Genomic DNA, 14,723 nt, shown 5'->3' with positions numbered 1-14,723 from the left:
GGGCCGGTCGAGTCAAAGCCACCAGGCCAGCACCAGCGGTAACCAGGCAAACGACAACACGGTCGAGCACATCACCAGGTTGGCCACCTGCTCCGGCTCACGGTTGGCGCGCACCGCCATCAAGTAGTTGAAGACCGCCACCGGCATGGCCGACTGCAGCATCAGCACCGCCCGCTCCATCTGCTCCAGCCCCAGCGCCATGCCCACTGCCCAACCCACACCCGCCCCCAGCACGATGCGCACGCCGCCCAGCACCAGGCCGCTGGCGATGTGCTGCGCGCGGATGCTCGCCAGCGATACGCCCAGGGTCAGCAGCATCAGCGGAATCGACATGCCACCGAGCAGGTCTGCCGTATTGGCCAGCCAGCGCGGCAGTTCGAAGTCCAGGAAGATGATCGGCATGGCCCCAGCCAGGCTGATGACGATGGGGTTGCGCAGCAGCGCCTTGAACGAGGCTGCCGTACCGGAGATGGCCATGCCCAGCGTGAACTGCACGATCGACAGGGTAAGGAAGAACGCTACCGCCAACGCCAGCCCATGCTCACCGAAGGCATACAGGCTGATGGGCAGGCCCATGTTGCCGGTGTTGGGGAACATGAACGCCGGCACCAGCACGCGCCAGTGATGGCCCGAGGCGCGGCACACCAGCCAGCCGCCCACCGCCATCGCCAGGGTGCACAGCAGGCAGGCCATTGCCATGCTGGTGAAAGCTGCCGGGTCCAGTTCGGTACGGCTGAGGGTCGACAGCACCAGCGAAGGCGTGCCCACGGTCATGACCATGCGCGCGACGAATGCGGTGGGGTAATCCAGGCCTTTGCGGGCCCAGGCGTAGCCGATGCCGGCGACGATGAAGACCGGGGCCAGAACGGCGAACAGTGAAGCGAGCATTGGGTAAGCCTTCCTTGGAAAGGGTGCAGGGCGACATTATGCAGCAGGCGTCAAGGCCCTGCGGCTGATTTGCTGCTCTCTTGAATACCGGGTAAGGCTCAAAATGGCCCCCTTCCGACCTGCGGCGTCGCGTCGCAGCCCCTGGCCCCTTGGGTAAATCGTGCGCAGGCCGTAGAATCGCGCCTCCTTTTCGCCCGTCGCCTTGAACGGTGGCAACCGGCAGCAACGACAGAGTCCGTGCCTGACCACATGCCCGTCATGTGAAATAGGCTCAACCGACCCCGCCCGGCCCAGCGCTTCATGCTGCCAGCGGTTGAGTCTTGCCCAGGTCGCATCCATCCCAGGCACACCCGTGCAACCTCGCGGCCCTCATTGGGCCTGTTTGGCGTGCGCGTTCGAAAAGGCGCTCTCTCACCGCCACTCCAACTTGAGGTTTGTATGTCTGCGCGTTTGCTGGCCATGGCGCTGGCGCCCCTGCTCGGGCTGTTCATCATTGCCCTGGGCAACGGTTTCATGTCTTCCCTGACTACCCTGCGCCTCGGCGCTGCCGGTGAATCGGCAACGATGATCGGTATCGTTTCGTCGAGCTACTTCCTGGGCCTGACCCTGGGCGCAATCTTCAACGACCGGCTGATCCTGCGCATCGGCCATATCCGCGCCTACTCCAGCTTCGCCGCGCTGATCGCCGCGACCATCCTGCTGCAGGGCCTTTTCTACGACACCACCTGGTGGTCGATCCTGCGCCTGATCAACGGCTGGGCTGCGGTGGGCGTGTTCCTGGTGATCGAGAGCTGGCTGCTGCTGGCGGGCGACGCGAAAATCCGCGGCCGGTTGCTGGCGCTGTACATGATTGCCTTCTACGGCGCCGGGGTGATTGCCCAGGCCGGTTTGGGCGAAATCACGCACCTGGGTGACAGCGCACCGTTCATGCTGGCCGGCATGCTGGCCGCGTTGTCGGTGCTGCCGATCGTGATCCTGCCGCGGGTATCGCCGCTGCTGGACCAGGTCGAGCCGTTGAAGCCACGCCAGTTGCTGGGTGTGGCGCCGTCCGGGCTGGTCGGCTGCTTCGGTTCGGGCGTGGCCATCGCCGGGATCTACGCCTTGCTGCCGCTGTACCTGCAGCGCATCGGCCTGGACGTGGGCGAAGTCGGCAACATGATGGCCTGGGTGATCCTGGGCGCCATGCTGTTGCAGTATCCGGTGGGGCGCTGGTCCGACCGCAAGGACCGCCAGGATGTGCTGATCGCCCTGGCAGCGCTGTGCGTGGTGCTGTCGTTGATCACCGTGTTCCTGCCCTCCCAGTCACCGCTACTGCCGGTGATGCTGTTCCTGCTCGGTGGTGGGGTGTTCGCGCTGTACCCGGTTGCGGTCAGCCATGCGGCCGACCGGGCCCCGTCCGATGCACTGGTGCCGATGATCCAGGGCCTGCTGCTGATCAACTCGCTGGGGTCGGCCATGGCGCCGCTGGCGATTTCGCCGGCGATGACCGAGTTTGGCGAGGCGGGGCTGTTCTGGGCCTTTGCCGTGGTCAACCTGGGCATGGTGTGCTTTTTCCTCTGGCGCCGCGGCAAACGCCCAGCGGCGGAGCACCCGGCACCGTTCACCGCCTCGACCACGTTCTCGCCGACTGGCGCAGAATTGCGCGTGACCGAAGACCTGAAGCAGGCGGCGCAGGAGCACCCGCCGCTGGAGCCAACAGAGGCTCCGGCCCCAGGCGTCAACGCCCACTGAAGCCAGGGGGCTGCCGGGCGGCCCGCAGGGTGACCGCCCGTCGCCCCAAGGGCACCCGGCCATCATTGGCCAGCCAAACGAATGACAGATCATCCCCACAGGAGATTCGCCATGATCCGCATTCGCCCCCTCCCCCTGCTTTTCACGCTCGCCCTGGGCCTTGGCTCGGCTACCAGTTTCGCCGCTTCTGACACCTCCAATACCAACACCGACGCCTACCCGAAAACCGACCAGCAAGGCGGCAAGACTGCCGGTGAAGGCAGCAGCGTCAACAGCCCCGGCAGCAGCCGGGACAACGACAGCGCCAACACTGGCGGCGATGCCGCCGATGGCGCCGCAGGCGGTTCCAACAGCACTGGCGAAGCGACGGGGTCTGGCGCTGGGCATACCGGCGGCACTGCCGAGGATCAGGACAGCCGCTGACGGCAGCCTGGGCTACACTGCGGCGAGTCGCCCTGCCAAGGAATCGCCATGAACCTCAAAACCTGGCTGCTCGCCGCGCTGCTGCCCTGCACCGCCCTGGCTGCGGGCAGCGACTCCGGTGCGCTGTCGATCAGCTCATCGTCGTTCACCGATGGGGGCGTCATCGCCCTGCAGCAGGTCGGGCCCGACCCGGCCTGCGGCGCGGGCGAGGAGCGTACCCCGCAGTTAAGCTGGATGAATTTGCCTGCTGGCACGCGCTCGCTGGCTTTGGTGATGTTCGACCCGGACGGCGCCAAGGGTATCGGGGTGGTGCATTGGGTCGCTTATAACATCGACCCTGAGCTGGGTAGCCTCAAAGAAGGCAAGTACGCCTTGACCACCAAGGGTGTGACCGTGGGCCGTAATTCGCGCGGCACCCTCACCTACCGCGGGCCGTGCCCACCAGCCGGGGACAACCCGCACCACTATGCCTTGACCCTGATAGCCACGGACATACCCATCGGCATCTTGCCCGAGGGGCTGGATCGCAATGGCCTGATGGAGTTGCTGCAAGGTCATGCATTAGGTGCGCAGAGCCTGGTTGGCAAGTATGGACATTGAGGTTGAACGTACCGGCGTTGTCGCAGGCAATCCGGTGGCCACCATGCCCTCACCTGAAGCAGCCCTGCGCCTTAGCTGGCAGCAAAACGCCCAGCGCTGGATCGAGGCCGTGCGCAGCGGGGCTATCGAAAGCCGGCGGCAAGTCACCGATCAAGCCATGCTGTTCGCGATACTGGGCCGCCAGCCTGAGCGCGTTCTGGACCTGGGTTGTGGTGAGGGGTGGCTGCTGCGCGCCTTGGCCGACCGCGGCATCGATGCCACCGGGGTGGATGGCGACGCCGCGCTGGTTGAGGCAGCACGCAAAGCAGGCTCGCCGAAGGTGCACCTGGCCAGCTACCAGCAACTGTGCGATGGCGCGGTCCAGATCGGTACGGGTTACGACCTGATCTGCAGCAACTTCGCCTTGTTGCATCAGGACATCATCCCGCTGCTGGTGGCGATCAACGCGCTGTTGGCCCCTGGTGGCGCACTGGTGCTCCAGACGCTACACCCCTGGAGTGAGGCGCACGGGGATTACCAGGATGGCTGGCGTGAAGAGTCGTTTGCCGGGGTAGCCGGGAAGTGGCAACCCATGCCGTGGTATTTCCGCACCTTGGCCAGTTGGTTGAACGCGCTGGAAATGTCAGGTTTCAAGGTGGTGAACTTACAAGAGCCGCAACACCCACAAAGCACAGCGCCGCAGTCATTGTTACTGGTGGCTGATCGGGCGGGTTGACTCTGGACCAGGCAGGCACAGTGAAGCAGCCTGCCATTCAGCAATCAAATACTGCGCATTCCAACATTTAATTTGTGGATGTGCAGCGCTGGCCCCTATGCTGTCCGTGCATCCCCTGCACGCACCGGCCGGTGTGGTCCAAGGCATGGGGAGAGAACAACAAGTCGAGATCGTTCATGTCGAATCACTCCTACTTCGCCCCCCACGGTGGGCACCCGGCTCAAACCGAGCTGTTGACTGACCGTGCCATGTTCACCGAAGCCTACGCCGTGATCCCTAAAGGTGTGATGCGTGACATCGTCACCAGCCACCTGCCGTTCTGGGACAAGATGCGCATGTGGGTCATCGCACGCCCACTCACCGGCTTCGCCGAAACCTTCGCCCAGTACATCGTCGAAGTGGCCCCCGAAGGCGGCAGCGAGCGCCCTGAGCTGGACCCTAACGCCGAAGCCGTGGTATTCGTCGTCGAAGGCGAAATCGACATCACCGTCGAAGGCAAGCATCATACCCTGGGCCAGGGCGGTTACGCGTTCCTTGCCCCGGGCGCCGAGTGGAGCCTGCGCAACAACAGCAAATCCAACGTCACCTTCCACTGGCTGCGCAAGCACTACCAGAAGGTCGAAGGCCTGGACATCCCTGAGTCGTTCGTCACCCACCGCGACAACGCCACCGTCATCGAAATGCCGGGTACCGAAGGCCGCTGGGTCACTACCCGCTTCGTCGACATGGCCGACATGCGCCACGACATGCACGTCAACATCGTCACCTTCCAGCCCGGCGGCGTGATTCCGTTCGCTGAAACCCACGTCATGGAACATGGCCTGTACGTGCTGGAAGGCAAGGCGGTGTACCGCTTGAACCAGGACTGGGTCGAAGTGGAAGCGGGCGACTTCATGTGGCTGCGTGCATTCTGCCCGCAAGCCTGCTATGCCGGCGGCCCAGGCAAGTTCAGCTACCTGCTGTACAAAGACGTCAACCGTCACGTGCACCTGACCCTGAACCCGCAGCGTTAAGCCCTCGAGGCTGTCGCAAAGCCCGCCACCTGGCGGGCTTTGTGTTTGCGGCACACTGGGTCAAGGCATGCCGACGTCGCCCTGCACGCTTCAGGCAGCCTACTGAACCACCCCGCAAGCCACCCGCGCACCACCGCCACCGAGCTTCTCGGGGTGGTCACTGTGGTTATCGCCCCCTGCATGTACCATCAGCGCGTGCCCTTTGAAGTCCGACGCCTTCAGGCGTGGGGCCAGTACCGGGTAGGTGGCCTTGCCATCTGCGCCCACATACAGCGCCGGCAGGTCACCGCGGTGGCCGCTGTCGTCGTAAGGGCCCTTGTGTGCATTGGTCGAGTCCGGATCCCAGTGGCCGCCCGCTGCACCTGCAGGCACAGGCTTGCCATTTTCCTCGGCAGGTGCGCATGAAGGCTTCTGGTGCAGGTGGAAGCCGTGGATACCCGGTGGCAAGTCTTTGAGGTCTGGGGTGAGCACGGCGCCGTACTTGCTCTGTTCGATGCTGACGGTGCCGATCGCTTTGCCTGGGCCATCCGGGGTGGCCAGTTGCAGTTCCACGGTCTGCGCAGCCTGGGCCAGGCCAGCCGTGGCCAGCAAGACGCTGAATACCACTGCTTTCATGATGTATCTCCATGGTTTGAGGTGAACGGTTACCCACATAACAGGTGGGACTGCACAGGTTGGCAGGCATTCAATCCGGCCACAGAATGAAATACTTCCACCCAAACCCAACAGCGCACCTTCAAAGCCGAAACAAGCGTTTCATCCAACCCGCCAGCCACGCTAACCTGTGGCCGTTACCCGACCACGGATCCCGCCCATGCTCCACCTGCTGCTGACCACGCTGGTTCCCATCATCCTGCTGATCGCCCTGGGCACATTCCTGCGCGTACGCGGTTTTCTTACCGAAACCTTCTGGCCTGGTGCCGAACGCCTGAGCTACTACGTGCTGCTGCCATCGCTGTTCCTTCATGGCCTGGCGACCGCCAACCTCGAAGGTGTGCCGGTGCTGGGCATGGTCGGTGTACTGATGCTCTCCACCGTGCTCGGCGCCGCGCTGCTGGTGCTGTATCAAGGTGCGGTGAACCACGATGGCGCAGACTTCACCTCGGTGTTTCAGGGTGGTGTGCGGTTCAACAACTATATTGGCGCTACCCTGGCCGCCGGACTCTACGGCAGTGCAGGCATTGCCCTGGCAGCGGTGGCCAATGCCGCCATCGTGCCGTTGGTGAACCTGCTCTGCGTGTTGGTATTTGCCCGCTTCAGCGCACGCCACAGCTCCCCGGCCACCGTGCTGCGGGCGATCTTCGCCAACCCGCTGATCGTTGGCTGTGCCGGCGGGCTGCTGCTGCGCGTCACGGGGCTGGGGCTACCCGCGGGCATCGAGCCGACGATCAAGGCGCTGGGCCAGGCCGCCCTGCCCCTGGGCCTTTTGTGTGTCGGCGCGGCACTGGGCGGCGCCAGCGTGGGCCAACAGGTGCGCCCGCTGCTGGCGGCGGCGACCTTCAAGTTCCTGGTCATGCCGCTGACCACCTGGGGCCTGTGCCGCCTGCTCGGCCTGAGTGGCCAGGCGGCGGTGGTGGCGGTGTTGTTCCAGGCATTGCCTACAGCATCGTCGTCCTATGTCATGGCGCGGCAAATGGGCGGCAACGCGCCGTTGATGGCGACCATCATCGCCTTGCAGACCGTAGCCGCCGCGGTAACCCTGCCTTTGGTGTTAATGCTTTCGCTCAATTGAATACGCTTGGCTAGACTGAGGATCAGCACACACTTCGGAACCTGCACCATGCGCCTATCGTGGATGGTAATCGGCTTCACCTCAGCCCTGCTCGCAGGCCCATTGAATGCTGCTGACACTGCCAAGGCCACCGTTGCCGAGGACAAAGCCGAGGTGCTTGAAGAGAAGGTGGTCGAAGATGCGCCTGCACCGAAAAAAGCCGAAACCCTGACGCCCAGTGAGGTCAAGGCAGTCGACCCCGCAGGCCAGGCACCGCTGGACGACAGCATCACCTGCCTGGCACGCACGATCTACTGGGAAGCCAAAGGTGCCGATGAACAGGACATGAGCGCTGTGGCCAGCGTGGTGCTCAACCGCCTGGGCAAGGACGGTTTCCCCGACACCATCTGCGGTGTGGTCAAGCAAGGGGTGGAGAGCAAGTCCTGCCAGTTTTCCTGGTGGTGTGACGGGCGCGCCGACCAGGTCGAGGAGCCGCAACGCTACGACATCGCCAAAGAGATCGCGCGCAAGGCGCTCAACCAGCAGCTCAAGGACACCACCGGCGGCGCGCTGTACTTCCACGACCGCACGGTGCACCCCGACTGGGCCAAGGCCTACCGCAGGACCGCCCAGACAGGGCGCTTCTTGTTCTACAAACCCAACCAGGCGTTGGCACGCTGAGCCGGGGGATCGTGGCGCCCTGACGCCAACGAACGTTTACCCACGCCGTGCAGTCAAACTCAAGCCCCGACAATGCGTGGCAACTCATCGCACTTTTACGGCGGCCCGCGGTCTACCACCTCTTTTGCCGCCTGCAAGCCATTGCTGGTGTATTCATTGCTTTGCACGACACCGGGCCAAAAGCCTTGGGCTTGTGTAGGATGAGCAGCGCATACCAAGACGCTGCCAGCCACAGGGAGATCCACATGCGCGTCCTGTCATCCGTTGCCGCCTTGTCGTTAAGCCTGGCCGTTTCGACTTCTAGCCTGGCTGCCAACGGCGAAGAAGCGCAACTGATCGATTCGATCAATGCCTACCGCAGCCAGGCCCAACCCTGCGGCGATGAAGCATCGCTTGAGCTGCCGCCGTTGAACAGCGATACCCGCCTGGCGCTGTCGCCCGAAGGTACGCGCGACCTCCAGCAGGCCATGACCCGCGCGGCCTACCCCATGGTCAACGTTCAGGCCATCAGCCTGTCCGGCCCGCGCGATGCGCGCGCCGCCATGCATGCCATCCAGGAAAGCTTCTGCCAGGTGGTGCTCGACCCACAGTTCGTCGACATCGGCGTCAGCCAGGAAGGCCGTGACTGGCGCATCGTACTGGCGCGCCCATTGCTAAGCGGGCGCCTGGGCGACTGGCAGGCTGAGGGGCAAAAAGTCCTGCAGGCGATCAACACTGCGCGCAAGGCACCCCGGCAATGCGGCGGCCAACCTTTTGCCCCGGCACCCGCGCTTGGCTGGAGCACTGTGCTGGCGGGGGTGGCGGCCAACCATACCAGGGCCATGGCCAACCAGAATTTCTTCGACCACATCGACCGCGACGGCCGCACCCCAGGTGACCGCGCTGAACTGGCCGGCTACCTGTACCAGCAGATTGGTGAGAACATCGCAGCCGGGCGCGACTCGGCGCAGAAGGTAGTGGATGGCTGGTTGGCCAGCCCCGGGCATTGCGCAACCTTGATGAACCCAGACTTCCGCGAAATGGGGGCCGCCTATGCAGTGGACCCAAAAAGCGATGCGGGCATCTATTGGACGGGGTTGTTCGGCACACCGCAGTGAGCCCTGTTATGCAGCACCTACGCGTTGCGGCTGGCGAACGGTCGCTGGACTGAACAGCTGAACACACCGATAAGCAAAAGGCGCACGACATGGCTCTTGATACCTGGCTCATTTACCTGCTGGCAAGCATCGGCCTATCGCTGACCCCAGGGCCGAACAGCTTGCTGGCACTGACCCATGGCGCGCTGTATGGCGCTCACCGCACCTTGTTCACCATCGTTGGCGGCGTGTTCGGCTTCAGTGCGCTGATCGCCCTGGCCATGTTCGGGCTGACGGCCCTGCTGCAAACGTCAGCGGCGCTGCTGACGGTGTTGAAGTGGGTCGGTGGCGCCTACCTGGTGTGGTTGGGGATCGCGCTCTGGCGCAGCCCGGCGTTGCACCTTGAGATGGACGCGCGAGCCGCGCAGTTGAGCAATGCCGGGCTGTTCCGCCAAGGCCTGCTGTCGGCCATGGCCAACCCCAAGGTACTGCTGTTCTATGGCGCGTTCCTGCCGCAGTTCATCGACCCCCAGCGCGGCTTGCTCATGCAGTTCCTGATCATGGCCGCCACCTTCGCCAGCGTGGAATTCATGGTCGAATACCTGCTGGCGCGGTTGGCGTTTCGTATCAGGCCCTGGCTGGCCAGAGGTGGCAAGGGTTTCAATCGCTGCTGTGGGGGTATGTTCGCGTTGATCGGGGTGGCACTGCCGCTGGGCCGCTAGGGCTGAACGGGCAGGTTCGCGGCGTTCCACCAGAAGGAAGACCAGCAACGCCAGGCCAGGTAACGCAGCCCCCAGCACTGCCACACCCTGCCAGCCATAAACGGCAAACACCGCGCTGGCCGCTGCCGAACCCAATGCACCGCCGAGGAAAATGCTCGTCATGTACAGCGCATTGAGCCGCCCACGGCTGGCCGGGTCCAGCGCGTAGACCTCGCGCTGGCCGATGACCATGTTCATCTGCACGGCAAAATCCAGCAGTACCCCGGTCGTTGCCAGGCCGATGACGCTATAGCCCGGTGCGGTCAACCCCAGCAGCAACGCCACAGGCGCCAACACCAAGGCCAGCAGTGAAGCGGCGCGGGCATGGCCGGCATCAGCCAGGCGCCCGGCCAGTGGCGCGGCAATGGCCCCGACTGCACCCACCAGGGCAAACAGCGCGATCTGGCTTTGCGAAAGGCCATGCTCTGCCACCAGGAACAGCGGAACCGCCGTCCAGTAAAGGCTGAACGCCGCGAACATCAACGCTTGGTACAGCGAGCGCTGGCGCAACACCGGGTACTGTCGCAGCAGTGCGCTCAACGAGCGCATCAGTGCCGCGTAGCTGGCCTTGTGGTCGGGTACCCGGCGCGGCAGGGTCAGCACCAATAGCAAGATGATCGCCAGCATCAGGCCCGCAGCACCGATGAACACCATGCGCCAGCCGAAATGGTCAGCCACCAGGCTCGACAGCGGCCGCGCCAGCAGGATGCCCAGCAACAGGCCGCCCATGATGTTGCCGACCACACGCCCGCGCTGCTGCTCCGGTGCCAGGTGCGCTGCCAGCGGAATGAGCATCTGCACGGCGACCGAACTGAAACCGATCAGCAGTGCGTACCCCAGGAACAGCAGCCCCTGGCCAGCGCTGCTGGTCCCTGCCAACACCAGGCTTGCGAACGCGAGCGCGGCGGTGAAAATCATCAGCCGGCGGTTTTCGACCAGATCGGCCAGCGGTACCAGCAGCAGCAGGCCCAGCGCATAACCCAACTGGGTCAATGAGACGATCAGGCTGGCGCGCTCTGCCGACAGCCCAAGGTCCGGGGCAATCAAACCGACAATCGGCTGGGCGTAATAGATATTGGCGACGATAGCACCGCAGCAGAACGCCAGCAGGGTGATCAGGCCACGACTCAGTACTGGAGCTGTAGCCTGCGCAGCGGCTAGGGAGGGATTCATGCGAGGTTCCTCGGCATCAGTTGGAATATGCAGGGCACCTTAGCGGTAGATCCCCGGCAGGAGAATCCGGCCTGGGCGCAACGGGGCTTTGCACCCTGCGCAACGCCAGTGCCTCAGGGCACCAGCAGCTCCTCGCAGAACCTGACGAAGGCCTGCACGCGGCGCGAACCGCGATGGTTGGGCAGGTACAAGGCATTGATGCTGGCGTTGGCGGTACCTGGGCTGACCTGCCAGGTATCGAACAGCCGTTGCAAGCGCCCGGCCGCGACATCCTCGCGCACCAGCCAGTCAGCCAGCAGCGCGATGCCGCTGCCGGCCAGCGCAGCTTCACGCAGCAGATCCGCGTTGGTGCTGCGCAGTGGGCCCCTGACATCCAGTTCCAGCACCTCATCGCCCAGCCGCAAGCGCCAAGGCCGCACCACCTGCCCATAGCTGAAGCGCAGGCAGGCGTGCTCGAGCAACTCACCGGGGTGCTGCAAGGGCTGGCGACCGGCCAGATAGTCAGGGCTTGCTACCAGCCAGCGCTCGAAGCGGCCCAGTTGCCGGCACACCAGTTCATCGCTGGGCGCAGGGTCGCCCAGCCTGATGGACACGTCGTAACGGCCGCCCAGCAGGTCATCGACCCGGTCACTCATGTCGATGTCCAGCTCCAGAGCGCGATGGCGCGCCAGAAACTGCCCCAGGTGTGGGGCAATCACCCGGCGGCCGAACTCAACCGGCAGGCACAAGCGCAGCACACCCACCGGTTCCTCGCCCCGGTCGGCGACACTGGCATCGGCTTCATCCAGCGCGTCGAAGATTTCACGTGCACGGGCGTAGTAACGGGCACCTGCTTCAGTCAGGGTGACCTGGCGCGTGGAGCGGTTGAGCAAGGTGGCCCCCAACGCCGACTCAAGCGCATCGACCAGCCGGGTGACCGACGAAGTGGCAACGCCAAGCTGGCGCGCTGCGGCGGAAAAGCCCTGGGCGTCGACGGTGGCAGCGAACATCCTCATTGCCAGAAGCTTGTCCATATGAGTCCTTTGGCGTTTTGTCTCAGAAAAGTCTTACATTCGAGATAGGTGGTCAAGAAGCGCGCCGCATTTCGATCCAGTCCATAGTGCACCACCTCCCCTACAGCGAGATCTGCCATGACACCTGCCAACGTCCTGACCCACCTCCCGCCGTGTGACCCTGGCGCACCGGAATGGGTCGATGACCTGCTGAAACGCCCGGGCCTGCGCATCGAACGTATCGTTTCCAGCGGCCAGTGCAGCCCACCCGGGTTCTGGTACGACCAGCCCGAAGGCGAATGGATCGTGCTATTGAGCGGCAGCGCCGGCCTGCGCCTCGAGCACGAAGCCTACACACGGTTACTGGCGCCGGGAGATTGCCTGGACATCCCGGCCCATTGCCGCCATCGCGTGGAATGGACCGCCAAAGGCACGCATACCGTGTGGCTGGCCGTGTTCCATAGCAGTGAAAAACCCTGGCCGGCCTGCTGAGCGCGTTAGAATGGCCACACACATCCCTCGACGTCACGACCATGATCCAGTCCGATCTCGACCTGTTCGGCCCCCAGCCACAACGCTTGGCCAGCCACACCATGCTGCTGCCCGGCTTTGCCCTTGCGCACGTCGAGCAGTTGCTCGACGCCCTGCGCCCGGTGCTTCGCGCAGCCCCCTTCCGGCACATGCGTACGCCCGGCGGGCTGCACATGGCGGTGGCGTTGACCAACTGCGGTTCCCTGGGTTGGGTCAGCGACGCCCAGGGTTACCGATACAGCCCGACCGACCCCGTCAGCGGCGAGCCCTGGCCAGCCCTGCCTGAAGCGCTGCTTCAACTGGCCGGGCGCGCCGCGGCCGCAGCAGGCTTCGACGGGTTCGTGCCTGATGCCTGCCTGGTCAACCACTACCTGCCCGGCACCCGCCTGAGCCTGCACCAGGATCGCGATGAAGCGGACTTCGGCCAGCCAATCGTGTCGGTATCGCTGGGCTTGCCGGCAGTGTTCCTGCTGGGTGGTTTCCAGCGCTCGGACAAGACCAGTCGCATAGCGTTGAGCCATGGCGATGTGCTGGTCTGGGGCGGTGAGGACCGCTTGCGCTTCCATGGGGTATTGCCGATCAAGCCGGGCGTGCACCCACGGATGGGCGAGCGGCGGATCAACCTGACGTTGCGCAAGGCGGGGTGATGCAGTCAAAAAGCCACCCGATATTTCTGCCAGTAGACGCGTGCCGTCCTGCTCCCGGTTAATTGTGCTGACGCCGCCACTCCCCGGGCGGCCTGGTTCAAGGGAGCGAACCCATGCGTGTGATGACAACCACCCTGCTACTGCTGACCTTCGTCGGGGCAACCCGCGTCATGGCGCTGGATCGCAATGAAGAGGCCTATGTCGATGCACCGCCCTCCAAGTACCTGGTCTACTCCGTTACCTGGCAACCCACGTTCTGCATCATGCGGCCCTCGACAGCAGGGTGTGAACAGGCACCGCAACGCTTTCTCACCCACGGTATATGGCCCTACAGCGAAAGCATCGGCAAACTCACCAACCGTCACCCCCAATACTGCACCCAGTCCCCTGACTGCACCGACGGCGAAGCCTGTGCAATGAGCGCCGATGACATGAATGCAGTGCTTGCCAACAAAGCCCTGCGGGACATCGTTACCCGCGAGCCCAAGGGCATGTTCGCGCATGAGTGGCGAAAACACGGTACCTGCTCAGGCAAGGGTATGCAGGCGTACTTTCAGGACTTCGTCGACTTGAGAAAAGTCGTGCGTTTTGACAATGAAGCCTTCAATGCGATGGTGGGGAACGCTACCGCGTTCTCGAAGATTCGCGACGCCTTCCCTGAAAACACGGCGTTCAGATGCTACCAGGATCCGCAGGGCAAACAGTACCTGCACGAGGTGTTTTACCTGGTCGACGACAAGGGCACCCCATACACGGAAGAAAAAAACCTGCAGATCGGCGTTCAATGTGAAGCGAAGCAAACCTGGATCCCGGCGGGTACCAAGCCTGCGTCCTGAAACCAAGGGTCAGGTGGGCAAAGAAGCCAATCCCAAGGTACAGCGCGCTCGTGGCGCTGTACCTGTGAAGGTCGGGACGGAGTGCATGGTCATTTCGCCTGCGACTGGCTCAGGTACTTGTCCACCTCAGCCTTGCCCTCCCCTGCATCCCCTGCCACCTGCCACAAGCGCCGCTCGATGCCTTGTGCCAGCAAATGCCCTACCGCCGACTCGATAGCTGACAGCACGCACAACTGCGCCGGTTCGTTGGTGGTGTAGCCCACTTCTGCCTCGAGCAGTTTCTTGAACTCGATGAACTTGAACACCCCAGCGCTACGCCCCACCGAGTAGATGGTCTTGCTGGTCATCACGTTGGCCAGTACCTGCCCGGTGCGCACGTCCACCGCCCGCAGGTTGACCGTGACCTGATCGACACGGTACTCGCGGGAGATATCGATGCCCAGGTAGCGCGCCCCTTCCCCGCCGCTGCGCACATTGGTGTCATAAGCGATGATGCCGCCTTCGAGCATCAGATTGGCCGCTTGCAGCGGCGGCAGCTCGGTCTGGATGTTCTCGGGTACGTCGGCCTTTTTCTGCGAGGCGCGGATGATCTTGCGTTCGGTCAGCAGGTTCTGCAGGCCTTCACGCTCCAGCACCACGAACCAGCCACTGGCATTGAGGGCATCCATCAGCATGCTCGCCGCCCCTTGGGTGACGCTGGTGGAGAACGAGCTGGCCGGGGTCGGCTTGTATTGCCCCGTCTGGTCACGGAAGCCGTACACCACCGCCATCAGCCGGCCCTTGGGGCGTGGCATGTTGATCAGGTCATAGTAGGTCGAAGCGCGCGGGGTCAGGGTCGGGCTCTCCGAGTCCTGTTCAGCCGACATCGGCTCGCGCAGGCTGCAACCTTGGAGGCCTTGCAGGGCGGCGAGGATCAGCAAAGTGCTCAGCAGACGTTTCATGGTG

The 14,723-nt window shown here is 63.9% G+C and carries 16 protein-coding genes and 1 pseudogene; 12 read left to right on the top strand and 5 right to left on the bottom strand.

What is annotated here, in order from left to right; all coding sequences use genetic code 11:
- Positions 1–12: 12 nt before the first annotated feature.
- Positions 13–888: an AEC family transporter gene (locus ABRP30_RS11905; RefSeq protein ID WP_241805710.1), complete on the bottom strand. Its 876-nt coding sequence runs from the start codon at positions 886–888 to the stop codon at positions 13–15.
- 438 nt (positions 889–1,326) lie between these two features.
- Here ABRP30_RS11905 and ABRP30_RS11900 point away from each other — a divergent pair, with 438 nt between their 5' ends.
- From ABRP30_RS11900 to ABRP30_RS11880, 5 genes are all read left to right on the top strand, one after another.
- The gene (locus tag ABRP30_RS11900; protein WP_267823511.1) at positions 1,327–2,619 is read left to right on the top strand and encodes an MFS transporter; all 1,293 of its coding nucleotides are present in this window, start codon (positions 1,327–1,329) and stop codon (positions 2,617–2,619) included.
- A gap of 111 nt (positions 2,620–2,730) precedes the next feature.
- Entirely contained in the window at positions 2,731–3,042 is a 312-nt protein-coding gene (locus ABRP30_RS11895) for a hypothetical protein (RefSeq protein WP_267823509.1), read from the top strand.
- Positions 3,043–3,090: 48 nt separating this feature from the next.
- Positions 3,091–3,642 (top strand): YbhB/YbcL family Raf kinase inhibitor-like protein, encoded by a 552-nt coding sequence (locus ABRP30_RS11890; RefSeq protein ID WP_349974201.1) that lies wholly within the window; start codon positions 3,091–3,093, stop codon positions 3,640–3,642.
- Between the two features lie 43 nt (positions 3,643–3,685).
- Complete coding sequence (locus ABRP30_RS11885; RefSeq protein ID WP_349974597.1) at positions 3,686–4,357, top strand: class I SAM-dependent methyltransferase; 672 nt, start codon at positions 3,686–3,688, stop codon at positions 4,355–4,357.
- Between the two features lie 176 nt (positions 4,358–4,533).
- Positions 4,534–5,370, top strand: a complete 837-nt coding sequence (locus ABRP30_RS11880; RefSeq protein WP_012314347.1) for a bifunctional allantoicase/(S)-ureidoglycine aminohydrolase — start codon at positions 4,534–4,536, stop codon at positions 5,368–5,370.
- 99 nt (positions 5,371–5,469) lie between these two features.
- Here the strand turns inward: ABRP30_RS11880 and sodC are convergent, their stop codons facing one another.
- Positions 5,470–5,985, bottom strand: a complete 516-nt coding sequence (gene sodC, locus ABRP30_RS11875) for a superoxide dismutase [Cu-Zn] SodC (RefSeq protein ID WP_349974202.1) — start codon at positions 5,983–5,985, stop codon at positions 5,470–5,472.
- Positions 5,986–6,184: 199 nt separating this feature from the next.
- Here sodC and ABRP30_RS11870 point away from each other — a divergent pair, with 199 nt between their 5' ends.
- The 4 genes from ABRP30_RS11870 to ABRP30_RS11855 all read left to right on the top strand — a co-directional run bounded on the left by ABRP30_RS11870 (position 6,185) and on the right by ABRP30_RS11855 (position 9,560).
- The gene (locus tag ABRP30_RS11870; RefSeq protein WP_349974203.1) at positions 6,185–7,102 is read left to right on the top strand and encodes an AEC family transporter; all 918 of its coding nucleotides are present in this window, start codon (positions 6,185–6,187) and stop codon (positions 7,100–7,102) included.
- A gap of 48 nt (positions 7,103–7,150) precedes the next feature.
- Positions 7,151–7,762, top strand: coding sequence for a cell wall hydrolase (locus tag ABRP30_RS11865; RefSeq protein ID WP_267823499.1), 612 nt, complete (start codon positions 7,151–7,153; stop codon positions 7,760–7,762).
- A 245-nt stretch (positions 7,763–8,007) separates the two neighbouring features.
- Entirely contained in the window at positions 8,008–8,859 is an 852-nt protein-coding gene (locus tag ABRP30_RS11860; protein WP_241805719.1) for a CAP domain-containing protein, read from the top strand.
- An 89-nt stretch (positions 8,860–8,948) separates the two neighbouring features.
- Positions 8,949–9,560 carry a LysE family translocator gene (locus ABRP30_RS11855; RefSeq protein WP_267823497.1) on the top strand — a complete coding sequence of 204 codons (612 nt, stop codon included), beginning with the start codon at positions 8,949–8,951 and terminating at the stop codon, positions 9,558–9,560.
- 18 nt (positions 9,561–9,578) lie between these two features.
- Here ABRP30_RS11855 and ABRP30_RS11850 read toward each other — a convergent pair.
- A pseudogene (locus tag ABRP30_RS11850) lies at positions 9,579–10,772 on the bottom strand (MFS transporter); the annotation flags it as partial.
- A 113-nt stretch (positions 10,773–10,885) separates the two neighbouring features.
- The gene (locus tag ABRP30_RS11845; RefSeq protein ID WP_349974204.1) at positions 10,886–11,785 is read right to left on the bottom strand and encodes a LysR family transcriptional regulator; all 900 of its coding nucleotides are present in this window, start codon (positions 11,783–11,785) and stop codon (positions 10,886–10,888) included.
- A 117-nt stretch (positions 11,786–11,902) separates the two neighbouring features.
- Between ABRP30_RS11845 and ABRP30_RS11840 the strand changes: the two genes are divergently transcribed.
- From ABRP30_RS11840 to ABRP30_RS11830, 3 genes are all read left to right on the top strand, one after another.
- On the top strand, positions 11,903–12,256 hold the full coding sequence (locus ABRP30_RS11840; protein WP_349974205.1) for a cupin: 354 nt from the start codon (positions 11,903–11,905) through the stop codon (positions 12,254–12,256).
- Positions 12,257–12,297: 41 nt separating this feature from the next.
- Positions 12,298–12,942 (top strand): DNA oxidative demethylase AlkB, encoded by a 645-nt coding sequence (gene alkB / locus ABRP30_RS11835; RefSeq protein WP_349974206.1) that lies wholly within the window; start codon positions 12,298–12,300, stop codon positions 12,940–12,942.
- Between the two features lie 113 nt (positions 12,943–13,055).
- The gene (locus ABRP30_RS11830) at positions 13,056–13,778 is read left to right on the top strand and encodes a hypothetical protein (protein ID WP_349974207.1); all 723 of its coding nucleotides are present in this window, start codon (positions 13,056–13,058) and stop codon (positions 13,776–13,778) included.
- 89 nt (positions 13,779–13,867) lie between these two features.
- On the opposite strand, the gene ABRP30_RS11825 is transcribed toward ABRP30_RS11830, so the two are convergent.
- The gene (locus ABRP30_RS11825) at positions 13,868–14,719 is read right to left on the bottom strand and encodes a CsgG/HfaB family protein (protein WP_241805726.1); all 852 of its coding nucleotides are present in this window, start codon (positions 14,717–14,719) and stop codon (positions 13,868–13,870) included.
- Between the last annotated feature and the right edge of the window lie 4 nt (positions 14,720–14,723).

The organism is Pseudomonas sp. WHRI 8519, assembly GCF_040224055.2.
Lineage (GTDB): Bacteria > Pseudomonadota > Gammaproteobacteria > Pseudomonadales > Pseudomonadaceae > Aquipseudomonas > Aquipseudomonas putida_X.
Note: the sequence above shows the minus strand (reverse complement) of the source record. Positions and strands in the feature narration are given on the sequence as shown.